The sequence below is a fragment of the Acinetobacter sp. WU_MDCI_Abxc222 genome (assembly GCF_025514755.1).
GTDB lineage: Bacteria > Pseudomonadota > Gammaproteobacteria > Pseudomonadales > Moraxellaceae > Acinetobacter > Acinetobacter geminorum.
Map to the genome: position 1 here is coordinate 110,407 of NZ_JAHPVG010000007.1, position 26,504 is coordinate 136,910.

General features: G+C 38.7%; 25 protein-coding genes. 15 read left to right on the forward strand and 10 right to left on the reverse strand.

The window, feature by feature from the left end; all coding sequences use genetic code 11:
• Nucleotides 1-696: 696 nt before the first annotated feature.
• The 6 genes from KTJ10_RS12245 (at nt 697) to astE (ending at nt 8,187) form a co-directional block, all read left to right on the forward strand.
• On the forward strand, nt 697-1,968 hold the full coding sequence (locus tag KTJ10_RS12245; protein WP_017481698.1) for a Glu/Leu/Phe/Val family dehydrogenase: 1,272 nt from the start codon (nt 697-699) through the stop codon (nt 1,966-1,968).
• 135 nt (nt 1,969-2,103) lie between these two features.
• Nucleotides 2,104-3,318, forward strand: coding sequence for an aspartate aminotransferase family protein (locus KTJ10_RS12250; RefSeq protein ID WP_005078409.1), 1,215 nt, complete (start codon nt 2,104-2,106; stop codon nt 3,316-3,318).
• Nucleotides 3,319-3,336: 18 nt separating this feature from the next.
• Entirely contained in the window at nt 3,337-4,368 is a 1,032-nt protein-coding gene (gene astA / locus KTJ10_RS12255; RefSeq protein WP_130173013.1) for an arginine N-succinyltransferase, read from the forward strand.
• The gene (astD, locus tag KTJ10_RS12260) at nt 4,368-5,837 is read left to right on the forward strand and encodes a succinylglutamate-semialdehyde dehydrogenase (protein ID WP_130173012.1); all 1,470 of its coding nucleotides are present in this window, start codon (nt 4,368-4,370) and stop codon (nt 5,835-5,837) included. Before astA ends, astD begins: the two co-directional genes overlap by 1 nt.
• 19 nt (nt 5,838-5,856) lie before the next feature.
• Nucleotides 5,857-7,200: an N-succinylarginine dihydrolase gene (gene astB, locus KTJ10_RS12265; RefSeq protein WP_057086064.1), complete on the forward strand. Its 1,344-nt coding sequence runs from the start codon at nt 5,857-5,859 to the stop codon at nt 7,198-7,200.
• A 12-nt stretch (nt 7,201-7,212) separates the two neighbouring features.
• Complete coding sequence (gene astE, locus KTJ10_RS12270) at nt 7,213-8,187, forward strand: succinylglutamate desuccinylase (RefSeq protein ID WP_087400178.1); 975 nt, start codon at nt 7,213-7,215, stop codon at nt 8,185-8,187.
• 59 nt (nt 8,188-8,246) lie between these two features.
• Here astE and KTJ10_RS12275 read toward each other — a convergent pair whose 3' ends face one another.
• The gene (locus tag KTJ10_RS12275; RefSeq protein WP_017481694.1) at nt 8,247-9,047 is read right to left on the reverse strand and encodes a hypothetical protein; all 801 of its coding nucleotides are present in this window, start codon (nt 9,045-9,047) and stop codon (nt 8,247-8,249) included.
• 585 nt (nt 9,048-9,632) lie between these two features.
• Between KTJ10_RS12275 and KTJ10_RS12280 the strand changes: the two genes are divergently transcribed.
• Together KTJ10_RS12280 and KTJ10_RS12285 are read left to right on the forward strand one after the other, a co-directional pair.
• Nucleotides 9,633-9,941: a hypothetical protein gene (locus KTJ10_RS12280; protein WP_005078399.1), complete on the forward strand. Its 309-nt coding sequence runs from the start codon at nt 9,633-9,635 to the stop codon at nt 9,939-9,941.
• Between the two features lie 35 nt (nt 9,942-9,976).
• Complete coding sequence (locus tag KTJ10_RS12285; RefSeq protein ID WP_086265753.1) at nt 9,977-11,332, forward strand: S8 family peptidase; 1,356 nt, start codon at nt 9,977-9,979, stop codon at nt 11,330-11,332.
• A 102-nt stretch (nt 11,333-11,434) separates the two neighbouring features.
• On the opposite strand, the gene KTJ10_RS12290 is transcribed toward KTJ10_RS12285, so the two are convergent.
• From KTJ10_RS12290 to KTJ10_RS12300, 3 genes are all read right to left on the reverse strand, one after another.
• Nucleotides 11,435-11,869 carry a hypothetical protein gene (locus KTJ10_RS12290; protein WP_262442120.1) on the reverse strand — a complete coding sequence of 145 codons (435 nt, stop codon included), beginning with the start codon at nt 11,867-11,869 and terminating at the stop codon, nt 11,435-11,437.
• A gap of 95 nt (nt 11,870-11,964) precedes the next feature.
• Nucleotides 11,965-12,384 carry a hypothetical protein gene (locus KTJ10_RS12295; RefSeq protein ID WP_262442121.1) on the reverse strand — a complete coding sequence of 140 codons (420 nt, stop codon included), beginning with the start codon at nt 12,382-12,384 and terminating at the stop codon, nt 11,965-11,967.
• A gap of 147 nt (nt 12,385-12,531) precedes the next feature.
• The gene (locus KTJ10_RS12300) at nt 12,532-13,398 is read right to left on the reverse strand and encodes a LysR family transcriptional regulator (protein ID WP_262442122.1); all 867 of its coding nucleotides are present in this window, start codon (nt 13,396-13,398) and stop codon (nt 12,532-12,534) included.
• A gap of 108 nt (nt 13,399-13,506) precedes the next feature.
• Here KTJ10_RS12300 and KTJ10_RS12305 point away from each other — a divergent pair, with 108 nt between their 5' ends.
• Nucleotides 13,507-14,409 (forward strand): DMT family transporter, encoded by a 903-nt coding sequence (locus tag KTJ10_RS12305; RefSeq protein WP_262442123.1) that lies wholly within the window; start codon nt 13,507-13,509, stop codon nt 14,407-14,409.
• 35 nt (nt 14,410-14,444) lie between these two features.
• Nucleotides 14,445-14,729, forward strand: a complete 285-nt coding sequence (locus KTJ10_RS12310; protein WP_002116836.1) for a YciI family protein — start codon at nt 14,445-14,447, stop codon at nt 14,727-14,729.
• A 58-nt stretch (nt 14,730-14,787) separates the two neighbouring features.
• Here KTJ10_RS12310 and KTJ10_RS12315 read toward each other — a convergent pair whose 3' ends face one another.
• The 4 genes from KTJ10_RS12315 to KTJ10_RS12330 all read right to left on the reverse strand — a co-directional run bounded on the left by KTJ10_RS12315 (nt 14,788) and on the right by KTJ10_RS12330 (nt 19,403).
• Nucleotides 14,788-15,618 carry a hypothetical protein gene (locus KTJ10_RS12315; RefSeq protein ID WP_032006469.1) on the reverse strand — a complete coding sequence of 277 codons (831 nt, stop codon included), beginning with the start codon at nt 15,616-15,618 and terminating at the stop codon, nt 14,788-14,790.
• A 223-nt stretch (nt 15,619-15,841) separates the two neighbouring features.
• Nucleotides 15,842-17,911, reverse strand: coding sequence for a glycine--tRNA ligase subunit beta (gene glyS, locus KTJ10_RS12320; protein WP_017481687.1), 2,070 nt, complete (start codon nt 17,909-17,911; stop codon nt 15,842-15,844).
• Nucleotides 17,911-18,888, reverse strand: coding sequence for a glycine--tRNA ligase subunit alpha (glyQ, locus tag KTJ10_RS12325; protein WP_002044989.1), 978 nt, complete (start codon nt 18,886-18,888; stop codon nt 17,911-17,913). The genes glyS and glyQ overlap by 1 nt, the downstream gene beginning before the upstream one ends.
• Before the next feature lie 89 nt (nt 18,889-18,977).
• Nucleotides 18,978-19,403: a hypothetical protein gene (locus KTJ10_RS12330; RefSeq protein WP_262442124.1), complete on the reverse strand. Its 426-nt coding sequence runs from the start codon at nt 19,401-19,403 to the stop codon at nt 18,978-18,980.
• Nucleotides 19,404-19,456: 53 nt separating this feature from the next.
• Between KTJ10_RS12330 and KTJ10_RS12335 the strand changes: the two genes are divergently transcribed.
• The 4 genes from KTJ10_RS12335 (at nt 19,457) to KTJ10_RS12350 (ending at nt 23,254) form a co-directional block, all read left to right on the forward strand.
• Entirely contained in the window at nt 19,457-19,849 is a 393-nt protein-coding gene (locus KTJ10_RS12335) for a lysozyme inhibitor LprI family protein (RefSeq protein ID WP_049069374.1), read from the forward strand.
• A gap of 109 nt (nt 19,850-19,958) precedes the next feature.
• On the forward strand, nt 19,959-21,221 hold the full coding sequence (locus KTJ10_RS12340) for a putative DNA modification/repair radical SAM protein (protein WP_032006470.1): 1,263 nt from the start codon (nt 19,959-19,961) through the stop codon (nt 21,219-21,221).
• A gap of 2 nt (nt 21,222-21,223) precedes the next feature.
• Entirely contained in the window at nt 21,224-22,021 is a 798-nt protein-coding gene (locus tag KTJ10_RS12345; RefSeq protein ID WP_032006471.1) for a TIGR03915 family putative DNA repair protein, read from the forward strand.
• 132 nt (nt 22,022-22,153) lie between these two features.
• A complete protein-coding gene (locus tag KTJ10_RS12350; RefSeq protein ID WP_262442125.1) occupies nt 22,154-23,254 on the forward strand; it encodes an HPP family protein in 1,101 nt (366 codons plus the stop codon).
• A gap of 63 nt (nt 23,255-23,317) precedes the next feature.
• Here KTJ10_RS12350 and KTJ10_RS12355 read toward each other — a convergent pair whose 3' ends face one another.
• Nucleotides 23,318-23,572 (reverse strand): PspC domain-containing protein, encoded by a 255-nt coding sequence (locus tag KTJ10_RS12355; RefSeq protein WP_002116779.1) that lies wholly within the window; start codon nt 23,570-23,572, stop codon nt 23,318-23,320.
• Between the two features lie 248 nt (nt 23,573-23,820).
• On the opposite strand from KTJ10_RS12355, the gene KTJ10_RS12360 reads away from it, so the two are divergent.
• Complete coding sequence (locus KTJ10_RS12360) at nt 23,821-24,468, forward strand: hypothetical protein (protein ID WP_213689241.1); 648 nt, start codon at nt 23,821-23,823, stop codon at nt 24,466-24,468.
• 67 nt (nt 24,469-24,535) lie between these two features.
• Here the strand turns inward: KTJ10_RS12360 and KTJ10_RS12365 are convergent, their stop codons facing one another.
• Entirely contained in the window at nt 24,536-26,359 is a 1,824-nt protein-coding gene (locus KTJ10_RS12365) for an acyl-CoA dehydrogenase C-terminal domain-containing protein (protein WP_064786488.1), read from the reverse strand.
• Nucleotides 26,360-26,504: the final 145 nt, after the last annotated feature.

The following is a 26,504-nucleotide window of genomic DNA, read 5'->3' on the forward strand; positions in this document are numbered from 1 at the left end:
AGTTATTGTTATTTATGGTTTAAATTTGGTGTATTTTTTAAAATTATGATTTTATGTTTTCTATAAATTTTTTTTATTAAAGTTAAGCTTTTTTTAATATTTGTTGTTTTTTTATTATAAGGATTAGTACGATTTGATTATTTTTTCTCTGCTTATTTATTTTAAAATGTTCTAAATGAGTGTGCTCTATGCTATATTTATTGGAAGATTTTATAGCTATGTTCCGGCTTAATTTTAAGCGGTATGTGTAGAGATAATTAATCTGTAGCATTATTGAACAATGTTTATTTTTAAAAAGACTAATGGAGGGATCTATCGATTAGTCAAAATAATTTTTATGGACATATGATTTTTTTATAAATCATCGTTCTTTTTAACTCCCAAACGGTTATGCCATTTCTTTTGTATTTATATTTCAGCCGACTGGATTAAGTGGGTTGTGGTTAAACTTTGCTTTTATAAAGATAGCTTTATAAACAGTAAGTTACATGAAAGAAGGCTTGTAAAAGATATCGATATATAAAAGTAGATCATACTTTTAGTATCAACAAATGGAATTTAAAAAATCTAATGCTTTAGAAGAGCAGAAGGTTTAGTAAATAAACTAAGACTTTGTTATTGCAAGGTTTTGGTTGCTGAATAATAAAGACTACGGATTTATCAAATCTGAGTCTATGAAGGTATATAGGAAAAAAGATGTCAGATCTTTCATACGTAAACGAACATAGCGATGCATGGCAAACTTACTTGGCACAAATTGACCGTGTAGCGCCATATTTAGAACACTTAGCTGATTATATTGATACTTTAAAACGTCCTAAGCGTGCGCTTATTGTTGACGTGCCAATCGTGATGGATGATGGTTCGATCCAGCACTTTGAAGGCTACCGTGTACAACACAACTTGTCTCGTGGTCCGGGTAAAGGCGGTGTTCGTTACCATCCAAATGTTGATTTGAATGAAGTAATGGCGTTGTCTGCATGGATGACAATTAAAACTGCTGTTTTGAACTTGCCATTTGGCGGTGCAAAAGGTGGTATCCGTGTTGATCCACGTAAATTATCAACTCGTGAATTAGAGCGTTTGACTCGTCGTTATACGACTGAAATTGGTCATATTATTGGGCCTCAAAAAGATATCCCTGCTCCAGACGTTGGTACTAATGCCAATATCATGGGTTGGATGATGGATACTTATTCTACTAGCCAAGGTCACACTGTAACTGGTGTTGTAACTGGTAAACCAGTTCACTTAGGCGGTTCTTTAGGTCGTGTGAAAGCAACTGGTCGTGGCGTATTCGTTACAGGTCGTGAAGTAGCAGCAAAAATTAATTTACCAATTGAAGGCGCGAAAGTTGCTATTCAAGGTTTTGGTAACGTAGGTAGTGAAGCAGCTTTCTTATTTGTTGAATCAAAAGCGAAAGTTACACACGTTCAAGACCACACTGGCACAATTTTCAATGCTGATGGTATTGATCTTGAAGCATTACGTGATCACGTAAATGCAAACCAAGGTGTTGGTGGCTTTGCTGGCGCCCAATCAATTGCTGACGAAGATTTCTGGACAGCTGAAGTTGACATTATTGTTCCAGCTGCACTAGAAGGCCAAATCACTGTTGAACGTGCTCAAAAACTTAAAGCTAAGTTGATTTTAGAGGGCGCAAACGGCCCGACATATCCTAAAGCTGAAGACGTATTAGTTGAGCGAGGCATTGTTGTAGTTCCTGACGTGGTATGTAACGCCGGCGGTGTAACTGTAAGTTACTTCGAATGGGTTCAAGACATGGCGAGCTACTTCTGGAGCGAAGAAGAAATCAACGAGCGGTTAGACAAGTTGATGGTTCAAGCTATGGATGACGTTTGGAATACAGCGAACAGCAACGCTTGTACTTTACGTACAGCAGCTTACATCTTGGCATGTGAGCGTATCTTAAAAGCTCGTAAAGAACGCGGTATTTTCCCAGGCTAATCTGCGGAAATTACTTTAGAAAAAGTGGATTGAGCAAATATAAAGGATGTTATAGGGTTTATTTGCTCATTCCTTTTTTCTGAATTATTCAAATTTAAGTGTTATCGAATATATTAAATAAATACTGAGGTAAGCATGGAACAGCCAATTTCTGTAACTCGAAGCAACTTTAACGACTGGATGGTTCCAGTTTTTGCACCGGCAAATTTCATTCCGGTACGTGGCGAAGGTTCACGTATTTGGGATCAAGAAAATAAAGAATATATCGATTTTGCAGGCGGGATTGCAGTAAACGCATTAGGTCATGCGCATCCAGTGGCAGTGAATGCTTTAACAGAACAAGCAACAAAACTTTGGCATGTAGGCAACGGTTATACAAATGAACCCGTTCTGCGCCTTGCAAAACAACTCACCGAAAATACATTTGCAGACAAGGTTTTCTTCTGTAACTCAGGTGCAGAAGCGAATGAAGCGGCATTAAAACTGGCGCGTAAAGTTGGACTCGACAGCGGCGTTGCTGGCAAAAGTGGCATTGTGGCATTTAACAATGCGTTCCACGGCCGTACCTTATTTACCGTTTCAGCGGGTGGTCAACCTAAATATTCACAAGACTTTGCACCTCTTCCAAATGGTATCAACCATGTTGCCTTTAATGATTTAGAAGCTGCAAAAGCGGTCATTAATGAGCAAACTTGTGCCGTGATTGTTGAGCCAATCCAAGGTGAAGGCGGCGTTATTCCTGCTGACATCGAATTTTTAAAGGGATTACGTGCACTGTGTGATGAGTTCGGTGCCTTACTGATTTTTGATGAAGTACAAACTGGTGTTGGTCGTACAGGTGCACTGTATGCTTACATGAACTCTGGCGTTATTCCAGATGTGTTAACGACTGCAAAAGCACTAGGTGGTGGTTTCCCAGTTGGCGCAATGCTAACAACCGATAAGTTTGCTCCGCATTTTTCAGTGGGTACACATGGTACGACTTATGGTGGTAACCCGTTAGCGAGTGCGGTAGCAGGGGCCGTATTTGAGTTTATTAATACGCCTGAAGTACTTGAAGGTGTAAAACATCGTCATCAATATTTCCTAGACGCATTAAATAAATTAAATACTGAGTACCCGATTTTTGAAGAAATTCGTGGTCAAGGCTTACTCATTGGTTGTGTATTAAAAGCTGAGTATGCAGGGAAAGCGAAAGACATTACGACTTGGGCGGGCGAAGAAGGTTTGCTTGCTTTAATCGCGGGGCCAAACGTGGTTCGTTTTACACCGTCTCTGATTATTCCTGAACAAGATATTGATGAAGGAATTGCTCGTTTAAAACGCGCATTGGCAAAGTTGGCTAAATAAAAAAAAGGAAAGCTAGCCATGATGATCGTCCGTCATGCCGAGTTTCGAGACCTTGAAGATATTTATAAATTAGCTGGTAAGTCGGGTGTAGGCCTGACTTCCTTGCCACAAAATATGGATACACTTTCGGCTCGAATTTCACGTACTCGCAATACTTTAAATGGCAATGTCCATAAAAGTGAACAAGGCTATTTATTTGTTCTTGAAGATACAGAAGCTCAACGTGTTATTGGGTTAAGTGCAATTGAAGTTGCTGTAGGGCTCATTGAACCTTGGTACAACTTTCATGTTGGTACTCAAGTACACGCTTCAAAAGCATTAAATGTCTATAAGTCATTACCTACTTTATTTTTAAGTAATGACAGAACAGGTAGTAGCGAACTCTGTACACTATTTTTAGATCCAGAGCGTCGTGAAAACCAAAACGGTAAATTCTTATCGAAAATCCGTTTTATGTTTATCGCTGCCTTTAAGCAATATTTCGAGAAAAAGTTAATTGCTGAAATGCGTGGTTTCTCAGATGAAAATGGATGTTCTCCATTTTGGGATGCGATTGGTCACCATTTCTTTAATATGGATTTTTCAACAGCAGACTATTTAAGTGGAATTGGGCAAAAAGTGTTTATTGCAGAGCTTATGCCACGTTTCCCAGTCTATGTAGATCTCTTGCCAAAAGATGCGCAAGAGGTAATTGGAAAAATGCATCCACAAACTTTACCTGCTTATCATGTGCTTGAGTCGGAAGGCTTACGCTATCAAGGATATGTCGATATTTTTGATGCTGGCCCAACCATTGAAGCCAATATTGATGAATTGCGAGCAGTAAAAGAAAGTCAGTTACTAAACGTCAAAATTACAAGTGAAGCTGCGGTCGGTAAGACCCAATATCTCATTGCCAATGATAATTATCATGACTATAAGGCAATGCTGTTAAAGCTTGATCTTATTGATAACACAATAAATTTAACACATGAACAAGCTGAAAAACTCGGTGTACAAGAAGGTCACGTTGTTCGTGTGTTATCACTAAATCCAATGGAAGTATCCTGATGTCAAACTCTTTATTTATAAACGGTGTCTGGTTACAAGGCAGCGGCGCAACATTTGAGAAAACAAATCCGGTTGATAACCAAACTGTATGGTCAGGTGCCGAGGCTACTGCTACTGATGTAGAGCAAGCTTGTCAGGCAGCGCGTACTGCATTTCCAGCTTGGGCGCGGTTACCACTTGCAGAGCGTGTAGCGATTGTTGAAAAATTTGCCGCTTTGCTTGAAGAAAATAAAAAGTATTTAGCAGAAGTCATTAGCCAAGAAACCAGTAAGCCATTTTGGGAAACGTTAACTGAAGTTCAATCAATGATTGGCAAAGTTGCGATTTCGATTCGCGCTTACCACCAGCGTACAGGCGAAAGCTCAACTGAAATGGCCGATGGTGTAGCATCTTTACGTCATCGTCCGCATGGTGTGCTTGCAGTTTTCGGTCCATATAACTTCCCGGGCCATCTACCAAATGGGCATATTGTTCCTGCATTGCTTGCTGGCAACACAGTTGTATTTAAACCAAGTGAATTAACGCCTTGGACTGCTGAAGAAACTGTAAAACTTTGGCAGCAAGCTGGTCTGCCAAATGGTGTGATGAACTTGGTGCAAGGTGGTCGTACCACGGGTGAAGCGCTAGCTGCTTCACATGAAATTGATGGTTTATTGTTTACCGGAAGTGCAAACACTGGTTATCACTTGCATAAGCAAATGGCGGGTGCACCTGAAAAAATTCTTGCGCTTGAAATGGGTGGCAATAATGCATTGATTATTGATGAAATTGTTGATGTCGATGCAGTAGTTAATCTTGCTATTCAATCTGCTTTTGTTTCGGCAGGTCAGCGTTGTACATGTGCGCGCCGCATCTTGGTAAAAAATGGTGCTGAAGGTGATGCATTTATTCAACGTTTTGTTGAAGTTGCTAAAAACCTAAAAGTTGGTCGTTGGAATGATGAACAACAACCATTTATGGGTGGCGTTATCTCGTCGGTTGCTGCAACAAACATGATGCATGCTCAGCAAAAATTACTTGAGTTGGGTGCAAAAAGTTTATTAGCCATGACACGTCCTCAAGAAGACAGCTCATTACTTACTCCGGGTATTGTTGATGTCACAGGCGTGAAAGATATTCCAGATGAAGAATATTTCGGTCCACTTACCACCATTCAACGTTATGACAGTTTTGATGAAGCATTAAAAATTGCTAACGCAACTCGTTTTGGCTTGTCAGTTGGTTTGGTTTCACCAAAACGTGAACTGTTTGATGACTTACTCATTGAAGCACGTGCAGGTATTGTGAATTGGAATAAGCCATTAACTGGTGCTTCAAGTGCCGCACCGTTTGGTGGTGTAGGGGCATCAGGTAATCACCGCGCGAGTGCTTTTTACGCTGCCGACTATTGTGCTTGGCCAATGGCATCACTTGAAAGTGGCAGCTTAACCTTACCAGAAAAATTATCTCCAGGGATTGTGTTGCCTTAAACACTAGGGAAAGAAAAAAATGAAAGGATATGAAGTAAATTTCGATGGTTTAGTGGGACCAACACATCACTACGCGGGTTTGTCGTTTGGTAATGAAGCATCGACAAAAAACCGTAATAATACCTCGAATCCAAAATTAGCAGCTAAACAAGGTTTGCTAAAGATGAAAGCTTTGGCTGACATGGGAATGAAACAAGGTGTACTTGCTCCGCATGAGCGTCCACATGTTCCAATGTTACGCCGTTTAGGTTTTACAGGTGATGACATTAGCGTTGTTGCTCAAGCAATGCGTCATTCACCTGAACTATTATCATCTTTAAGTTCAGCTTCTCCAATGTGGACTGCCAATGCGGCTACCGTTTCACCTTCGGCAGATAGTCAAGATGAGCGTGTGCATTTCACAGCAGCGAACTTGAACAATAAGTTTCACCGTTCAATTGAAGCTGAAACTACAAGCCAAGTTTTACAAGCAATCTTTAAAAATGAACGCCACTTTGTACACCACGAAGCTTTACCACAAGTGGCGTTGTTTGGTGACGAAGGTGCAGCCAATCACAATCGTTTAGGTGGTGATTATGCTAAGCGCGGTATTCAGGTTTTTGTTTATGGTCAACAACATTTAAATAATGGCTTACCGGGACCAAAACGCTATCCAGCTCGTCAAACGCGTGAGGCAAGTGAAGCAATTGCACGTTTGCACCGTTTAGATGATGCACATACCGTTTTTGTTCAGCAAAATCCGGATGTAATTGATCAGGGCGTTTTCCATAATGATGTGATCGCGGTAAGTAACCAACAGGTTTTATTCCATCATCAACATGCCTTTTTAAATCAGGATCAGGCTTTTGCTGAAATTCGTCAAAAAATGGCAAGCATCGGTGAAGACTTTATTTCAATTGAAGTCCCTGAAAACCGTGTTACCGTTGACGATGCCGTAGCAACCTATTTATTTAATAGCCAAATTTTGACTCGTCCAGATGGTGGAATGACTATTGTTGTACCAGAAGAGTCTCGTCAAAATACAGCAGTGTGGGGCTATTTAAATGACATGATTCAAATGGGCACACCAATTGATGCTATTCAGGTATATGACTTACGTGAAAGTATGCGTAACGGTGGTGGTCCAGCTTGTCTACGTTTACGTGTAGCTTTAAACGAAACTGAGTTAAATGCCGTAAATCCAAAAGTTCTGATGAATGATCAGTTGTTTGGCACACTCAATCAATGGGTTGATAAACATTATCGTGATCGTTTAGCACAAGAAGATTTGGCTGATCCGCATTTGTTAATGGAAAGCCGTATGGCACTTGACGAACTGACCAAAATTTTAGGTTTAGGTTCAGTTTATCCTTTCCAAAAATAATGAGGAGGTGACATGCAAGATTTTCTAGCACTAACCTTACAAGGTGAGCAGCCTACAACTCGCGAAGGAAAACAAAATAATTTTTCTTGGCGCTGGTTGGGTGAAGGACTTCTTGAATGTACGCCAAACGCACAGTACGACAAAGCTGTCGTACTGTCAGCTGGAGTGCATGGTAATGAAACAGCACCAATTGAATTATTATCTCATCTTTGCACGGATTTATTTGCAGGGCGTTTAAACCTTGCTGTGAGGTTGCTGCTTGTATTGGGTAACCCTTATGCAATGCGTCAAGGCAAACGCTATGTGCATGACGATGTAAATCGAATGTTTTGTGGTGGATATAAAACTCTAGGCGTGTCTGAAGAATCAAAGCGTGCTGAAGTTTTAGAGCAAGTTGTCACAAATTTCTTTCAAGAAAGTGCAAGTGATGCTAAACGCTATCACTATGATTTACACACAGCAATTCGTGCTTCATTGTTACCAACGTTTGCTTTATTTCCATATCAAACGCATGGCTATGATGCTGATTTAACAGCAAGTCTTGAAGCAGCCGATTTAGATGCTTTGGTTTATCACAATGCGGTAGGTAAAACGTTTACACATTTTACGAGTGAGAATTTTAAAGCGGCGAGCGCAACTTTAGAGTTAGGCAAAGCCTTGCCATTTGGACAAAATGACTTGAGCCAATTTGCTGCAATTGATGAAGTTATTCGTAATGTAGTTTCTGAGCAAGCCTTACCGCTACGCAATAAAACAAAAATTCGAGTCTTTAAAGTGTCTGATTCTTTAATTAAAAAAGATGAAGACTTCCAGATGAATTTATCTGCTGAAGCTCCGAATTTTTCGACTTTTACCAAAGGTGAAATCATTGCAACTCAACCTTCTGGTAATTATGTGGTTGAGCAAGATCAGGTCTGGATTTTATTTCCAAACCCAAATGTGAAGCTTGGTTTGCGTGCAGGCTTAGTTTTAACTGAAACGAGTTGAATACTTGATTTTGAGAAATAAAAAAGGGCAATTAATTGCCCTTTTTTATTTATAACGGATTAGTTATTACCGAAAAGACCTTTAATAAAAGATTTCTTTTCAGCTTTTTGTGTAGACGCTTGAGCGCCAGCATTTACATTTGCGTTTGTGTTAACTCCAACAGGACCAACATTAACACCAACATTTACACCAGTTTGAGCATTAATTGCATGTACTGGTTGAGCTGCATTTAACTTTGCTTGAGCATCTGCTTTTGTGTCAGCTACAAACTCTTTTTGCTCAGCTTGGTTTTGAGCTACACGAGTTTTTACAGCATCTACATGCGCTTGAGCATTAGCTTGTTTTTCAGCAGTAAATTCTTTTTGATCTGCTTGTTTTTCTGCAACTTTAGCTTTTACAGCATCAACACCTGCTTTTGTATCAGCTTTCGCTTCAACTGCTAGGTTTTTAGTGCCGTTTGCAGCTTTAGTCGCTACATTTTTAGTTCCTGTTACTGCTTCGGTAGCAAAATGTTTTGTACCAGTTGCGGCTTTAGTTGCTACATTTTTAGTACCTGTCGCAGCTTCGGCAGCAAAATGTTTTGTACCATTTGCAGCTTTAGAAGAAAGTTCAGTCACTTTTCCTGTTGTTTTTTTTGTTGCTTTAACTGTAGTGTCAGCCGCTACATGACCAGCATGCTTCGCTGAGCTACCTACATTATGAGCAGTATTTTTGACTGTGTTGGCTACGCCACTAACAAGACCACCCGGTTGTACATTTACTTGAGCAGAAGCACCTGCATTAACACCCGCACTTTGTGCAAAAATAGAGGCAGAAGCAAGAACACTTGCAGTAACGATAGCTGTTTTCATCATTTTCATTGCGATATCCTTCAAAGAATATACCCTTTTAGTGAGGTATTTCATAAACGCAAACGAATCATAGCCAAGGGAATATAGTCTTGTGAACTGTCTTCATCAAAATGTTACAACAGTGTTACGTTGAGTAAACAGACTAGGGATAAATTGTGAAGATTAATAAAAATTAATAATAAAGTGAAAAAGAACATTTATTTGTTAGATATTCTAATTAAGCTCGCTTATCTTTCCTTTTTTAAAAATATCCTTTAATTTTTTCTCTTTCGTTTTTTCCTGACTTGTTCTTTATATCTTTAAATGTGATGTGAATCTAATTATTTATTAGAGGAAACGGCATAATTATTGCTTATTATGAGAATGGAGTGCTTTTTTAGCACTTTTTTGAACCATCTTCTGCCAGAAATATAAATGTACAGGGCAGAACTGTATTTTTGTTTATTCGGGAAAAGGTACTTTGGCTTTTCTCAGGTTTGTATATTTCATGAAATAGAAATTTCACATGAAATGTATTGAAAGAAATGGCACTTTATTTCGAATAATCAAAAATAAAAATAGATATCTATAAACAAAAAAACAGAGATATGACAGATGAAAATTATTGCTTCCCTTCTTGTATTGGTCGGCTTGGTCGCCGTTGTTCTCTATCTTAAGCCAACAAGTGGTGCATCTGATGTGTTCAATTCCGCTTTACATGAGTCGAATTCGCCACAACCAGACACCTCGTCCTTTCTTTCTAAACTTAAGGAGCCTACTCAACCTAAAAATCTATCTCAACATTCAACTCATCCTCAATCGGTATCAGCTGATACCGTCCCTTTTTATGACACAAAAAGTGATCTTTCTATTCAACCGATTGATCCGGAAAAAGATCCAGCAAATGAAATAAAAGCGAAATAAGCAAATTGTTAGTTGAAAAACTACGGAGAAAAATAATGCAAAGTAAAACGTTATTTCTATTAGGTCTATGTACAATATTAAGTACAACTGCATCCGCTCTTCCTTTGGATTCTAAAGGTGCTAAACAGCGGTTAAATCAAGCAGCAAAACAAAAAGTATTTCAGGGCAAAATCGATTTGGATGCCTTGGTTAATAATGATTCGAATGATTTAATCGTCGAATACAATATTCCTTCGGTGAGTGTGCCTTCCGGTTTAGAACGGCGGAGTTATATTGCAACAAATAAAAAGAATATACAGGCAAGGTTTAACCGTGCTGGTGGTGTACAAGTACTTCGGGACTACAATAATTTGCCTTTAGCTTTCTATCGAATTAGTAATCGCGAAGCTTTGGTGACTTTATTAAATGATCCAAATGTTAAAGCGGTTTATCCGAACCGTATTAACCAGACTACGACCAATGAAAGTTTACCTTTAATTAATCAACCACAAGCCAATACCAATGGTTTTACGGGCGAAGGCTCTAGTGTGGCGGTGATTGATACAGGTGTGAATTATCTTCACTCTGATTTTGGCTGTACGGCAGTAAATACACCATCAAACACATGTCGAGTGGTTTATTCATTTGATAGTGCACCAGATGATGGCGCTTTAGATGATGATGGGCATGGTAGTAATGTTTCAGGGATCGTATCTAAGGTTGCTACCAAGACCAAAATTATAGGCATTGATGTCTTTAGAAAAGTGAGATCCCAAGGTAAATGGGTAAGCACAGCTTATGATAGTGATATCCTCGCAGGGATTAACTGGGCTGTAAATAATGCACAAACCTATAATATTAAAGCAGTTAACTTGAGCCTTGGCGTACCGGGTGTTAAATATACCTCTGAGTGTAGTGATAGCAGTTATGGAACGGCATTTGCCAATGCACGAGCTGCTGGTGTGGTGCCTGTAGTCGCTTCAGGTAATGATGCATTTTCAGATGGCATCTCATCTCCTGCTTGTGTAGCTGGTGCAGTAAGAGTAGGTGCTGTTTATGATAGTAATATTGGTGGTGTGTCATGGGGGAACCCTGTGAAATGTTCGGACCCAACCACAGCGGCAGATAAGGTAGCGTGCTTTAGTAATGGTGGTAGTCTTGTGACCTTATTGGCACCGGGAGCAATGATCACGGCGGGTGGTTACACCATGGGTGGTACATCTCAAGCGACACCGCATGTAGCTGGCGCGATTGCTTTATTACGAGCGAATAGTGTGAGTCCGACAGAAAGTATTGATCAAACGATTAGTCGTTTAAAAACGACAGGTAAACCAATTACTGACCCAAGAACGGGATTGGTTTTCCCTCGTATTGATTTACTGGCAGCAACAAATGGTTTGACTATTAATTAAATAGCTTATTTATAATTTTTTAAATTAGGTCCAAGAAATCTATAAATGGCTATAACCCGTTGCAAAGGGTAACTTCTGCAACGGGCTTTTTATGTAAAAGTATTAATTACACTTTGCTAGATTTGCTGGACTAAAGTTGTTTTGGAGTTTCTTGAAATTATTCTGAATTTCTGGATCTTGAATATTAAATGTCGTTGAACTTTTGGTTGTAGAGTTGGTTGCCTGATTTAATATGCCTGATTCATCAGGATACTGCATAGTCGATGAGGTCGCTGAAATCAGACCATTATTATTAAAAGTCCAGTGCTCAGTTACATGTCCGCCCCCTAAATAGCCAGTAAATTCAATCATACAAGCCTGTTTATCTTGTTTAATGAGTTTGGCTACATTACCTGTGGTAGAGGGATAAGCCTCGATATTTGTATCTTGTTCTAAAACTTGTGCCTGAGAATAAGATGAAGAAGGAGGTGTAGAGGTCGCACATGCAGTTAATGCTAAGCAGCATAGTGTTGTAAAGAGGAGTTTTTGACTATTCATAAGGCAGATTCCTAGCTTTCTTATAGTTAATGACATTATTTCTAGATGAATATCTGTGTTTATAAGAGCGCGAAGTTATCGCGCTATCCAAAAAATTAGTTAGCTGTTGTGCTCGATTTACTTAATTCACCTTGCTCGATCGGAATATTTTCACCATTTCGGCTACTGGTAATATTTTGTTTGGCTTGCTCTATTTTCTGTTCGGTAAATACTTTGGCGGTATCTGCTTTTTGTTGAACCACTTCTGCTTTTTCAGCAGTGAATTCTTTGGTATTTTGCCATTTCTCACTAATTTTATTCGATGTTTTTTCAGAAGCACCTTGAATAGAGTTGCCTAAATTTTGTATGCCTTTACCTGTTTTATACAACAGTACGCGCCCTAAGCTAGGATTGTCACCATAAGGTTGTGTTTGAGATGTCGTTTCAACAACTTGTTGTGGCTGTGTTGTTTCTGCAAATAAGGTTGATGAAGCCAATATAGAACTTGCAACGCATAACACTTGTAAGGTTTTCATATGGATCAATCTCCCCAACCAGAATCAAAAGATGAAGTGGTGATCTTACTGTTAAAAATAAAGCTTGTACTGCAATGAGATAAAACCCATACGATTTGATTACGATAAATCATCATTTAATAGCGCTAAACCAATCATTGCAATAATTCATAAACTAAATTCAGTCTTAATCAATTCTATAAACATGTCTCTGGCTTTATGGTTGCTCACATTTTTGTGCCAGAAAAAGTGATTTTGCATAAAAGCAAGATATTCAAATTTATAACTTTGGATATGAGCCAAATTCTTATATTGCTCATAAATACTTTTAGGCACTAAAGCTACCCCTGAGCCTGCACTGACACAGCCAATAATCGTGGCATAGCTGGTAATGCTGGTGATGGGAAGAGAGATGTTTTTAAGCTTAAGCCATTCTTCGAGAGCTGCGCGGTAAGGACAGCCTTCAGTCCACATAAAAATTTCTTTGCCAATCAAATCTTCTTGGCAATGAATTTCTCCCAAAGATTCAGATGCAATTAAGACCATGTCTTCTTGGTAAATATTGAGCTTATTGAGCATCGGAAACTCAATATTACCTGCGACAATTGCCCCATCAAGTTTGTGCTGAGAAATATCGACTAATAGCTGTTTCCATGTGCCGGTAATAATTTGAATGGAAACTTCTGGAAAACGTTGATGATATTTCGCAAGTAAATTGGGTAAACGTGTTGTGGCAGAAGATTCAATTGCTCCAATTTTTAATGGGCCAGAAGGTGGTGCATCTGGATGAATACTTCGTTTTGCCTCATCGCATAACGCTAAAATTTTATGACAATAATCGAGAAAGATTTCTCCTGATGGAGTGAGTTTTAAACTTTTTCCTTCCCGATAAAACAAAGGTGCACCAAGCTCTTCTTCGAGTTGTTTGATTCGTGTTGTAATGTTGGATGGTACGCAATGCAGTTGCATTGATGCCTTAGCCATTGTTCCGCACTCAACCACGGTTTGGAACATTTTTAACTGAGCGATATCCATGTTTTATCATTCACTTTTAATGAATAGTTAACTCAATATAAGTTAATTTTATTCAACTATCCATGCGCATATGATGAAAGAGTTCCATTTCATTAGTGCAGATTTAACATGGCGATTTCTCTTGCTGCCGAAACCCAGCCTCCCGCATTTAAGCTCTATTTGTGTATTGCTGTGACCGTCTTTTGCTGGGGCTATTCACCTATTGGTGTGCATAGCGCTTTGCATTCATATACCCCGCAGCACATTGCCTTACTTCGCTTTTTGATTGCATCATTTTTTTTGCTGCTTTTGGTTATAAAAAGAGGCATTCAGCCTTTAAAGTGGAAAGATGCTCCTGCGCTTGGGGTGTTAGGATTTTTCTCTGTAACACTGCATCATTTGCTGATAAATACAGGGCAACAATATGTGACTGCGGTTGCCTCCAGCATTTTAAGTCAGTCTATTCCGTTATTTACCTTTATTATTTCAGCTTTAGTTTTTAAAGAGCAAATTCGGTTCAAACAGTGGCTATGTATTTTATTGGGGCTTTGCGGCGCCGTGTTGGTGGTTAGTGGAGATCATGGTTTTGGTGTACCGAGCCCTTATAGTTTATTAATTGTTTTAGCTGCAATTGCATGGGGGCTGTACTTTAATTTATATAAGAAATTTGCTTTAAATTATGATGCCTTGAGCATGATGTGCTACATCATTTGGTTCGGAACCATTCCTTTACTTTTTTATAGTGCTCATTTGCCTGATGAGATTTTACATGCCACTTGGCAAGCCAATATGTCGGTTGTCTTATTGGGTATTTTCCCAAGTGCGATGGCTTATGTACTTTGGGGATATGTACTTAAAAATATGCCGTTAACGATTGCATCGAATTTTTTGTATTGCTCGCCTATTGTCGCAATGAGTTTGGCTGTGCTTTTCTTAAATGAAAAACCGTCAATAATGGTGCTGTTAGGTGGGGTGATTATTGTGGGGAGTTTGGTATGGATGAATTGGGGGAATAGGCGTACTATCGAATAAGCTATGTCATGCGCTACTTGCTTTAAGAGAATGAAATGATTGTTGTTACCTTGACCTATAAAAAACCGTTAGCCGAAGTTGATGCTGTATTGAAAGAACATATTGCATTTTTAGATCATTACTATGAGCAAAAGAAATTTCTGGCATCGGGGCGCCGAGAAAATAGAGTAGGTGGGGTAATTTTAGTTCTAAGCTCTTCGATTCAAGAAGCTGAAGAAATCATGAAAAATGATCCATTTTATATTCATGATGTGGCTGATTATGACTTTATGTGGTTTGAGCCATCGAAAAGTTTAGAAGAAATTAAAGATTTTGTTTGATTACATTAGAGAACTACTTAAATTTAAGTAGTTCTCTAATCTTTTTGGTTAATATTTATTATTGCTCAACAATATAAATACTATTTTCGAATACATCTCCTTTACTTGTTTTAACTACACCAACACATAAATTGTCAGAAGTTTGGATAAAAGAAACTAAGGATGTATCTGCATTAGTTTTACAGTTTTTTTGCTTATTCTCATCAAATGCTTTTAAATTTAATTGATGTTGTAAATCTAAAGTGAATACTTGGCTAAGAGCGCTAAATGCTTGATCTGCTTTTTTCATAAATAATAAATTATTTTGAGCTTCCCATTCAGATAAAGAAATACGATCCTTACTTACATAGTGATATAAGCGTTTTGTATCTGCATTATTGTCCGCTGCATTTTTAAATTGTGTTTTTAATCCAAAATTTACTTTTACAATTGGTTTTTCACGGAAAGAGAGACGTGAATAAGGCACAATTTTAATTTCAGATGCCTGATTTAAACTTAGAAGTTTGAGAGTAGGATCTGTTTTATTTTGGGTGAGAGAGTCAGTAATTTTTTGATGTATTAACTGGTCAAATTTAATAGGTTGATTGAGAGAGCTTTTTTCAATGGCTGAACTATTTGCATTTTTATCAATTGCCATTGCAACACCTACTCCGATAAGGCCAAACATTCCAGAAACTGGACTGGCTGAAGCACTACTTGCATCACCAACTAATATTTGGCTTTCCTTTACAAAGTAATCACCTGCACCTGATTCAGTCATTGAAGAAAGTTGTTCTGAAGAAACAGAAAGAGAGGTTTGTTTTCCCGCTGCTGGATATTGAATCGATTTGGTCGTTGCACATCCAGTAAATAGTAATGTTGATATGAGTAATAAATTTAAGTTTTTCATTGCAATGATACTTTGTTAAGTTTGGTAATTATTTGTTTTAGTTTATTGAATTGTGGATAAAAAGTGAAGGAAGTAAATAATTCTTATTTATTAATTGAATGTAAAATAATCATTTATAATTATATTGAATGAAATTCTTCAATAAAAAACCATGTTTCCAACTAGAGTGAAAACATGGTTTTTATTAAAGTCTAATTATACAAAAATTAATTTTTATATAATTTTAACCCTGCAAGACACTCACATCAGCTACAGCAGTAAACAAGTTACGCAACTGAGCTAATAAACGTAAACGGTTTGCTTTTAGGTCAGCATCATCTGCCATTACCATTACGCCATCAAAGAATGCATCAATTGGCGCGCGAAGTGCTGCAAGCTTAGAAAGGGCAGCAGTGTAATCTTTTGCTGCAAGTAATGGCTCAACCACAGGTGTCACTGCTTGAAGCTCAGCAAATAATGCTTTTTCAGCAGCTTCAACCAAGTTTGCTTCAACTACAGAACCTTCAGGTGTTGCTTCTTTGGCAAGAATGTTCGCAACACGTTTGTTTGCAGCAGCAAGCGCAGCAGCTTCAGGTAATGTGCGGAAGTGGTTAACAGCATTTACACGCTTATCAAAATCAAGTGGAGATTTCGGTGCGAGTGCTTGAACGGCTTGAAGTACGTCAACAGCAACGCCTTGGTCTTCGTACTTAGCACGGTAACGACCTTCCAAGAACGTAACAGCATCAGCACGGGTTTTGTCGTGGTCTTTAACGATATCGCCATAACCTTGCAGGGCAAGATTAACTAATTCTTCAATCGTTACATCTAATTCATTTTCAATGATTAAACGTAAGATACCAATTGCTGAACGGCGAAGAGCAAACGGGTCTTTAGAACCTGTAGGTGCTTGTCCAATACCAAAAATACCAACAAGTGTATCTAAACGGTCAGCAAGAGCAATCGTTGTACCTGTTTTAGTTTTAGGTAAAACATCACCCGCAAATTTTGGTAAATATTGCTCACCTAAAGCTTCTGAAACTTCAGTGTTTTCACCTTCAATACGTGCGTAGTAAGTACCCGCAATACCTTGAAGTTCTGGGAATTCACCAACAAGCTCGGAGGTTAAGTCGCATTTAGCAAGTAATGCAGCTTTTTCAGCATCTGCTGGGTTTGCACCAGTGATTGAAGATAATGCAACTGCAAGTTTTGCAATACGTGTTGATTTGTCCCAAAGCGTACCAAGCTGTGCTTGGAATACCATGTTTGCTAATTTTTCTTTACGAGATGCAAGCGGTTGCTTTTGATCTTGTAAGAAGAAGAATTCAGCATCAGACAAACGAGGACGAACAACTTTTTCGTTACCTTCAATAATTTGAGTCGGATCTTTAGACTCAATATTTGAAACAGTAATGAAGTAAGGCTGTAATTTACCTTCGCTATTGATCAAACAGAAATACTTCTGGTTGTCTTGCATTGTCGTAATAAGAGCTTCTTGAGGAACAGCTAAGTAGCGTTCTTCAAAAGTTGCACGTAAAGCCACAGGCCATTCAACCAAACTTGTGACTTCATCAAGTAAGTCACTTGGAACAATAGCGGTTGCGTTAACTTCATCAGCTAACTTTTTAACTTGTTCTTGAATGGTTGCTTGACGTTTTTCAAAGTTCGCAACAACGTAAGCTTTCTCTAAAGCAGCTAAATAGTCATTTGCATGCGCTAAAGTCACAGCTTCAGGTGCATGGAAACGGTGACCATAAGTCACATTGCCAGCTTTGTGATCTTGAATAGTGGCGTCAACAATTTGGTCATCTTTAAGTAAGAGAACCCATTTCACTGGACGTACAAATTCGGTACGGCTTGCAGCAGAACGCATACGCTTAGCAATTGGTAAATTGTCTAATGCAGTTTGTAAAATCTGTGGAAGTAAAGCATCAAGGCTTTGACCTTTCACATCTTTTAAATAGCAAACTTTTTCAACTTTACCTGCTTGGAAAGTAGAAAGCTGATCAACTGTAATGCCTTGACCACGCATAAAGCCTTCAAGTGCTTTAGTCGGTTTACCTTCTGCATCGTAAGCCGCTTGAACAGCAGGGCCGTCAAAACGTTTTTGAGTGTCCGCTTGAGCAGCATCGATATCAACAATTTTAAGCGCTAAACGACGTGGAGCTGCATAAGCTTCGATTGAGGCGAAGTTTAAGCCCGCATCTTTTAAGCCTTTTACCGTTTCTGCCTGTAATGCATCACGTAAAGTTTTTAAGCTTTTTGGTGGAAGTTCTTCACAGCCAAGTTCGAATAAAACAGTATGTTTGCTCATTAGTTTTTCTCCGCCTTTGCTGCTTCACTTTCAGCTTGTGCTTTTAGCTGTGCCAATACTTCATCACGCAAGTGTGGTTCTGCCATTGGGAAGCCAAGCTCTGCACGTGCTTGTACATAACTTTGTGCAATAGCACGCGCTAAAGTACGTACACGTAAAATGTAACGTTGACGCTCAGTCACAGAAATTGCGCCACGTGCATCTAGCAAGTTAAAGGTATGAGATGCTTTAACAACTTGCTCATAAGCAGGAAGAGAAAGTTTTGCTTCAATTAAACGGTTTGCTTCTGATTCGTAAAAATCAAACAGTTCAAATAGTTTCTCAACTGGAGCGTATTCAAAGTTATAAGTCGATTGCTCAACTTCATTTTGATGGAATACGTCGCCGTAAGTCACAGTACCAAATTGGCCTTTGGTCCAAACAAGGTCATAAACCGAGTCAACACCTTGAAGGTACATTGCAAGACGTTCTAAACCGTAAGTGATTTCGCCTGTTACTGGGTAACATTCAACACCACCAACTTGTTGGAAGTAAGTGAACTGAGTTACTTCCATACCGTTAAGCCAAACTTCCCAGCCTAAGCCCCAAGCACCTAGCGTTGGAGATTCCCAGTTGTCTTCTACGAAACGGATGTCGTGAGTAAGCGTATCAATCCCGATTGCTTTTAAAGAATCAAGATAAAGCTGTTGAATGTTGTCTGGGTTTGGCTTAAGTACCACTTGGAACTGGTAGTAGTGTTGCAAACGGTTCGGGTTTTCACCATAGCGGCCATCTTTTGGACGACGTGAAGGTTGAACATATGCAGCATTCCAAGTTTCAGGCCCTAAAGCACGTAAGAATGTTGCGGTGTGGAATGTTCCAGCGCCCATTTCCATGTCGTAAGGTTGTAATACGACGCAGCCTTGTTCGGCCCAATAGTTTTGTAGGGCAAGAATTAAGCCCTGAAATGTATCAATGTGCGAGATGGCGCGACTCATGTAGCATCCACGAATTTATGAGAAAAATTGCCCCTAAGTATAAGGATTTTGTGGGGGAGTGGCAAAGGCTTAATCACAGGAATATGTGTTTAGCCTATTTGTTTTCGCCTCAGCCATTCCAAGCCTAGCCAGTAGCAAAAGCTAGTAAATAAAATCATAAGATAAAAACTATAGATCTTATAAATATGCCACCAAGGAGAAGGGAATGAACCGACAAAAATTAAGCGTGTAATAGGGCTAATCAAAATCCAGATGACAGTTGCGCAGATAAAAATACTCATCAGATTTAAACGATTTTTACGCACGAGAAAATATGAAGTGATATATGCGAAAGGAATAACTAGAAGGCCATAAAAAAGTAAATAAAATAAGAAATGGGCTAGAAAAATAACTGCAACCGAATAAAGATTAAATTCCGCATTGAAGATGATTATTCCTAAGGCAGATATACTCAAAAAAGGTATGGGAGCTAGCGCAAGTGCGCGAATAATCATTTTTTTGTTATATTGATGCATATTAAAAATTATAGAATCGAGAATAAATTTTGCTGAAATTTTGCTGAAAACTCATTGTTTTATCCAGCCTTTTTTGTAGTCCATGGCTTTACGCGCAGACGGAAACTGATGAGCAAGATGAATACAACCAATGTGTAGAACAGACCATTAAAGAAATACAGCTTGAGAGTATTAACAACATGGTCGTGCATAGCTGTTCTGAACAAGCTAAAAAGACTTATGAAGAAAAAATTGTTGCTCTCATTGATCAAATTCGCACACAAAGCGAAGAATATAAACAGCCAGAGCGTTATCAAGATATTTTAAAATCTCAGCGACTTTGGAAAGCTTATGTAGATCAGGAATGTAGTAATGCAGGCTCATACATTGGCTCACCGATGTATTCGTATTGCCCAATGCAAGAGTATGCAGCGCGTGTAAAACAGCTTGAAGAATACATTAATTAAGACGAATTATTTTAAACGTCACCTCATGACGCTTAGCATACTTCACTGGATTAAATTTAAGAATGCAAAATGATATTTTTTAAACGATGCCATAAATGAGTCGTTTGATATGTCTGATCGCATTCGGGAAAAACTACAGATTCTTGCTGATGCTGCTAAATATGATGTGTCTTGTTCATCAAGTGGCAGTGACCGTAAAAATAAAGATAAAGGTTTAGGAGATGCCAGCCATTCAGGAATTTGCCATAGCTATACCGAAGATGGCCGCTGTGTATCTCTCTTAAAAATTCTATTTAGTAATGTATGTATTTTTGACTGCGCCTACTGTGTTTCACGCCGTTCTAATGATGTCCAGCGTGCAGCATTTACGGTGCAAGAGGTTGTAGACTTAACCATTAATTTTTACCGTCGTAATTATATCGAAGGCTTATTTTTAAGCTCTGGCATTTTTAAATCGGCAGATCATACGATGGAGCGTATGCTTCAAGTCGTAAAGAAGTTGCGCCTTGAAGAAAACTTTAATGGTTATATTCATCTAAAAACGATTCCGGGAGCATCGCCTGAACTGATTCATGAAGCAGGTTTATATGCTGACCGGATGAGTATTAATTTAGAGATGCCGACCGAGGTTGGGCTAAAAACTTTTGCACCCGAAAAATCACATCAGGAAGTGCAAAAAGATTTAGGTTTGGTCCGTGACAGGCTCATTCAGCTTAAAGATGAGCGACAAATCATTAAGCATGTGCCGAAATATGTACCAGCAGGGCAGACCACACAAATGGTAGTGGGGGCCCATCAAGAGTCAGACCAAGATGTCTTGTTTATGGCAGACAAGCATTACAAAGAATTTAAACTCAAACGCGTCTATTTTTCTGGTTATATCCCAATTAATACCGAAAATAATTACTTGCCAGCAGTGGGTTCTGCACCGCCATTACTACGGGAAAACCGACTCTATCAAAGCGATTGGCTAATGCGTTTTTACGGTTTTGAAGTTAATGAAATTGTCAATGAAAAACACCCAAACTTAGACCTTGATGTAGACCCGAAATTAAGCTGGGCTTTAAGGCATCCTGAAAAGTTTCCAGTAGATTTAAATCGTGCCGATTATCAAATGATTTTGCGTGTGCCGGGCATTGGGGTGAAATCGGCCAAGAAAATTGTACAGGCTCGTCGTTTTGGAAAAATCCATATCGATTTATTAAAAAAACTCGGCGTAGCCTATCAGCGTGCAAAATTCTTTATTCGCTGCGAAGACAGTCCAAAATTCCAAAAAGAACTATCATCAAGTTTTATTCGGCAGCAGATTTTAACGCAGGGATCTTCGAAATATGTGCAGCAACTCTCGCCACAATTAAGCCTTGGGTTTTAGCAATGTTTAATGATGAAGTGGCTTACTATTTTGATGGTTCGATGGTTGGGCTGCTGAGCTGTGTTTTTCGTGCATTTCAATTTAAAGAATTACAGGTCAGGCTCTGTTTGAATAATGTAGCTCAACATGGCTTATTTGCCGATAAAATTGAGGTTGAAAATAACGAATGGCATGCTGAACGTGTTTGGTCAGCGCTACAAAAAAAGCTTTCATCTTCTTCGTTAAAACAATTTTATTTTGCCTCTTTATCTGAATCTTTAGACGCCTATCAGCACTTATTTGATTATTGTATCTATGTGTTTACTAGCCATGTTTCCATTGAAAAAGATTATTCAAATCCTAGTGTTTTAGCGATTGCGCAGTGGACGAAAAAAGTCGGGCGAGAGAAACATCGGATGGAAGCTTTTATTCGGTTTAAGAAAACTAAAGATGAGCTTTTTTTAAGTTTAGTACGTCCCGATTTTAATGTTTTACCGCTTATTCAGCCTCATTTTAAACGGCGTTATCAAGATCAACGTTGGCTTATTTATGACGAACAACGCAAGTTTGGAATCTATTATGATTTACGTGAAATACATGAAGTTTCATTAGAAGCCTCGGATGTTGATCGTAATTTAAAAAATGGAATGAGCCAAAGCTTTCAGCTTGAGCTTGATGAGCAGGAAGTTTTATATGATCAGCTTTGGAAGGATTATTTTAAGAGCGTAAATATTACTGAACGGCAAAATATAAAACTTCATGTGCAATATTTGCCGAAGCGTTATTGGCGTTATTTAAATGAAAAATTGATGGAATATTAAAGTATTAGAATAGTAAGAATAGGTTTAATAAGTTTTCTGATAGTTAAAAGGTATAATTTAAATGCACTTTAAGTGGCTTTGGGCGTATACTTTTGCCCGTTATAAATAACGGCATATCCCCAAAGGTGTACTGTGAGTGTTATACAGCGAGAATGGTTACAGATTTTAAAGCCAAATTTTAAAGTTTTACCCTTAAAAGAACGGTTACTTTGCGGTATTGGAGCGTTGTGTGGTTTAGCAATTTCCTCCTTAATTAGCTGGTATGTTCTCGGTGGAATTAATGCATGGTATATCGCCCCAATGGGTGCCTCATCTGTTCTTCTTTTTGCTGTGCCGACTAGTCCCTTAGCTCAACCATGGAATGTAATTGTTGGTAATACCTTAGCCGGCATAATTGGCGTTGCCTGTGCACAGTGGATTCCGGATTTAACCACGGCTTTTAGTGTGGCTGTGGGTTTTGCTATATTTTTAATGATGACCACCGACTCTTTGCACCCGCCGAGTGGAGCGGTTGCGATTACGGCTGTGTTGGGCGGTGCTGCCATTCATAAATTAGGCTTTTATTTCGTTTTTTATCCGGTTCTGCTCAACTCATTACTTCTACTCGGTTTTGCTGTATTTTTTAATCGATTGATTGGGCGACATTATCCGGTTACTGCACATTTAAATGAGCGAAGCAAAGATCCAACACCTACTCAAAAAGTATCAATTCAGCCAAAAGATATTGAGTACGCATTAGAACATCATACTGAATTGTTAGATATCAGCCAGTACGACTTAGAAAAAATCATTTTAGAAGCGCAAGAACATGCCAATGAACGCATGGTGAACCAATATACCTGTCAGGATATTATGAGCCGTGATGTGATTAAATTGCATGAAAATGATGATATTCATCAGGCATTAGATAAATTTAAACAAGAAAATCTCATGAGTTTGCCTGTAGTTAATGCAGACAACCATTTAGTGGGTACTTTGGCGCTATATGAAGTTGTGGAATGGTTTAAAGGGGCAACAGATCCAAGAAACTCATGGCAGCATTACGTAAGACAAATTATGAGTCGTCGAGTAGTTACTGTACTGCCAACTCAGCCGATTCAAGACCTTGTACCTTACTTTGTTGAGAAGTCTTTTAACTATATTCCGGTGGTTGAGGAACGAAAACTGATTGGAATCATTAGCCGTGCAGATATGATTGCGGCTTTACAACAGCAGTTAAATCGTAAATTGTAATTTTAAACATAAAAAAAGCTACGGTTGATTAGGGGATGCAACCGTAGCGACCAAAGTTATTAATTAACGTACTTGTTCTTCATTTACTGTTCGGACGGATTGTCGATAGCCTTCAATATGTTCTGGCTGTTTTTTAGGAATCACTAACCATAAAACCAGATAAACTAAAATTCCTGGAAAGGCAGCACTCATAATTGAGATCAAAACAAAAATGACACGTAGTAAAGTTACGTTCCAACCAAAACGTTCAGCAATACCACCCATTACACCGGCGATCATGCTGTGTCGGTTCGAGCGATATAAACCAGAACTGGCCATCTAATTCTCCTTAAAGATAAAAGTTACAAGAAGCTATTGCTCTTGCTTAATAAAAATATGGAGACAAAATAACGGGTTTAAAGTCCTTTAAAAAGTAAAATAGTTAAAATATGTAAAGGATTGAAATGAACGAAACTAACATCTACTAAAATGCACCCTTTCAGGGCTTAAGAGTTTAAAGCGGCAATCAGCTAATACTTGATTTGAATCGTAAATGTAGCTGTTGCTGTTATCTGTGAATAATGTATATGTCTTTGAAGTGGTCTCGTTTTTCAGTTAAGCATGTGGTTGTAGTGGCTGCGATGTGCATGACACTCAGTGCTTGCGATATAAACCATACCAATTCAAAAGATCACTCAACTACAAGTTCTAGTTCTAATCATGAAGAAAACTTAATAAAAAGTAGTACGTCTATAAAAACATTGGATTATGTCGCTGGACGAACTTTTTTACCTGAAGATACCTCAGATCAAACCCAAAAATTAAATGCAGCTTCATTGCAATATGTAGGACGATATCACACTCGTATTTCATGCGAGGATGCTTTTGCTGATTGTGAATCAGGCGAAGCAGAATACATTTTAAATTTATTACCAAATGGGTCAGCTTATTGGAATGTTGTCCATTTTGGTCGTGTGGGAAGTAAGGACGGTGCTAAAAGTGCCGCTGTAAATCAGTTATGTCCTACTCTAAATTGGAAAGTAGATGAAAAAGAGCGCGAGCTAACAATTCAATGTCCATTATCTAAAGTTAATTTTTATTTTAATCTTGATTCAAATAAAAAATTGGTCACGAATTTAGAAAAATTACTTTATAGCGACTATGGAAAAAATCGTGAATTTTTAGAGCAAAACTATTTTGTTCCAAATCAGGCTTATGTTTTAACTAAAGAATAGATACCTCTTTATATGAAAAGAGCGCAATTTATATTGCGCTCTTTTTCGTTTCACTATTTAACAATGATTAGTAATCGAAGCTAAAGTGTTCCACTGGTAATGATGTTAATGTGCGAGATGTAGTCACCATTGATTCTGCATGACCTTGAGCACGCGGTAATAAACGGTCGAAGTAGAAATCAGCAACTTTGATTTTTGCTTTATAGAATTCAGCAGTTTCTTGGCCGTTACCTGCTTCTAATTTCTCAGAAGCAACCACAGCTTGTTGAGCCCAGAAATAAGCCATCATCACGTAGCCTGAGAACATCAAGAAATCTACAGAAGCAGAAGATACGATGTCACGGTCTTTACGTGCAGCAAGCATGATACGAACTGTTAAAGTGTTCCACTGAGCACAAAGTTTAGTTAAGTCCCAAGCAAAACGACGTAAATATTTATTACGTGCATGTGCAGCACAGAATTTTAAGATTTCAGCAGTGTATTCACGAACTACTTTACCTTTTGAACTTAACAACACTTTACGACCAATTAAGTCGAGTGCTTGAACACCAGTTGTTCCTTCATACAACGTTGCAATACGTGCATCACGTGCGATTTGCTCCATACCCCATTCTTTAATGTAGCCATGGCCACCGTAAACTTGCATACCGTGGTTAGCAGCTTCTAAACCAAGTTCAGTTAAGAAACCTTTTAAAATTGGTGTATAGAAACCAAGTTTATCATCGTAGTCTTCAAAAGCAGCTTGATCACCACGTGCTAAAGCGTCTGTCATTTTGTCAGCGATTTGAGCAGCGTAGTAAATCATTGAGCGACCGCCTTCAGCGATTGCTTTTTGAGTTAACAGCATACGACGTACGTCTGCGTGGTGAATAATTGCATCAGCAACTTTATCTGGATCTTTTTTACCAGAAAGCGCACGCATTGACATACGATCTTTGGCATATGGTAATGCGCCTTGGAACGATAACTCAGCGTGTGCAATACCTTGAACAGCAGTACCAATACGTGCTGTATTCATGAAGGTAAACATTGCATGTAGGCCTTTGTTCACTTCGCCGATTAAATAACCAGTTGCATTATCAAAGTTGAGTACCGCAGTTGCAGATGCACGGATTCCCATTTTGTGTTCGATTGAACCACAAGCGACTGTATTACGCTCACCAACACCACCATCAGCTGTAGGCATGAATTTTGGTACGATGAATAATGAGATACCACGAGTACCAGCAGGTGCATCTGGAAGACGTGCGAGTACGATATGAATGATGTTTTCAGTTAAATCATGTTCACCAGCAGAAATGAAGATTTTTGTACCAGTGATTTTATAAGTACCATCTGCTTGAGGTTCAGCTTTAGTTTTTACCTGTCCTAAGTCTGTACCACATTGAGGTTCGGTTAAGCACATTGTGCCGCTCCAAGTACCTTCAACAAGCTTAGGCATATAAGTTTGTTTTTGCTCATCAGTACCGAATTGCAAAATAGTATTCATACAACCAGAGCTTAAACCTGGGTACATGGTAAATGACCAGTTTGCAGTACCCATCATCTCTGATTTAATCAGATTTAAAGACATTGGAAGGCCTTGACCACCAAATTCTTCTGGGTAAGAAAGACCTTGCCAACCGCCCATTACGAATTGGTCATAAGCTTCTTTAAAGCCTTTGGGAGTAGTTACTTCGCCGTTGTCAAAATGGCAACCTTCTTCATCACCAGATTGGTTAAGTGGCGACAATACGTTTTCACAATAATCTGCCGCACCTTCAAGAATCATATCTACTGTATCAGGATCTGCATTTTCACCGTTCGATAAAGTTTTGTAGTGGGCAGGATAGTCTAGTACTTCATTCATTAAGAAGCGGATATCGTGTAGCGGAGCTTTATATGCTGGCATGGCTTTAATCCTAATTTTGAATCATTGTGGGATTATCTGAATCGATGATTTGATTATTCACTCGCATGATAAAAATACAATGTTAATCGCACCCGAAAGAAATGTCAGAAAAGCGAATTTTGTCGAAAATAAATACACCTGAAAT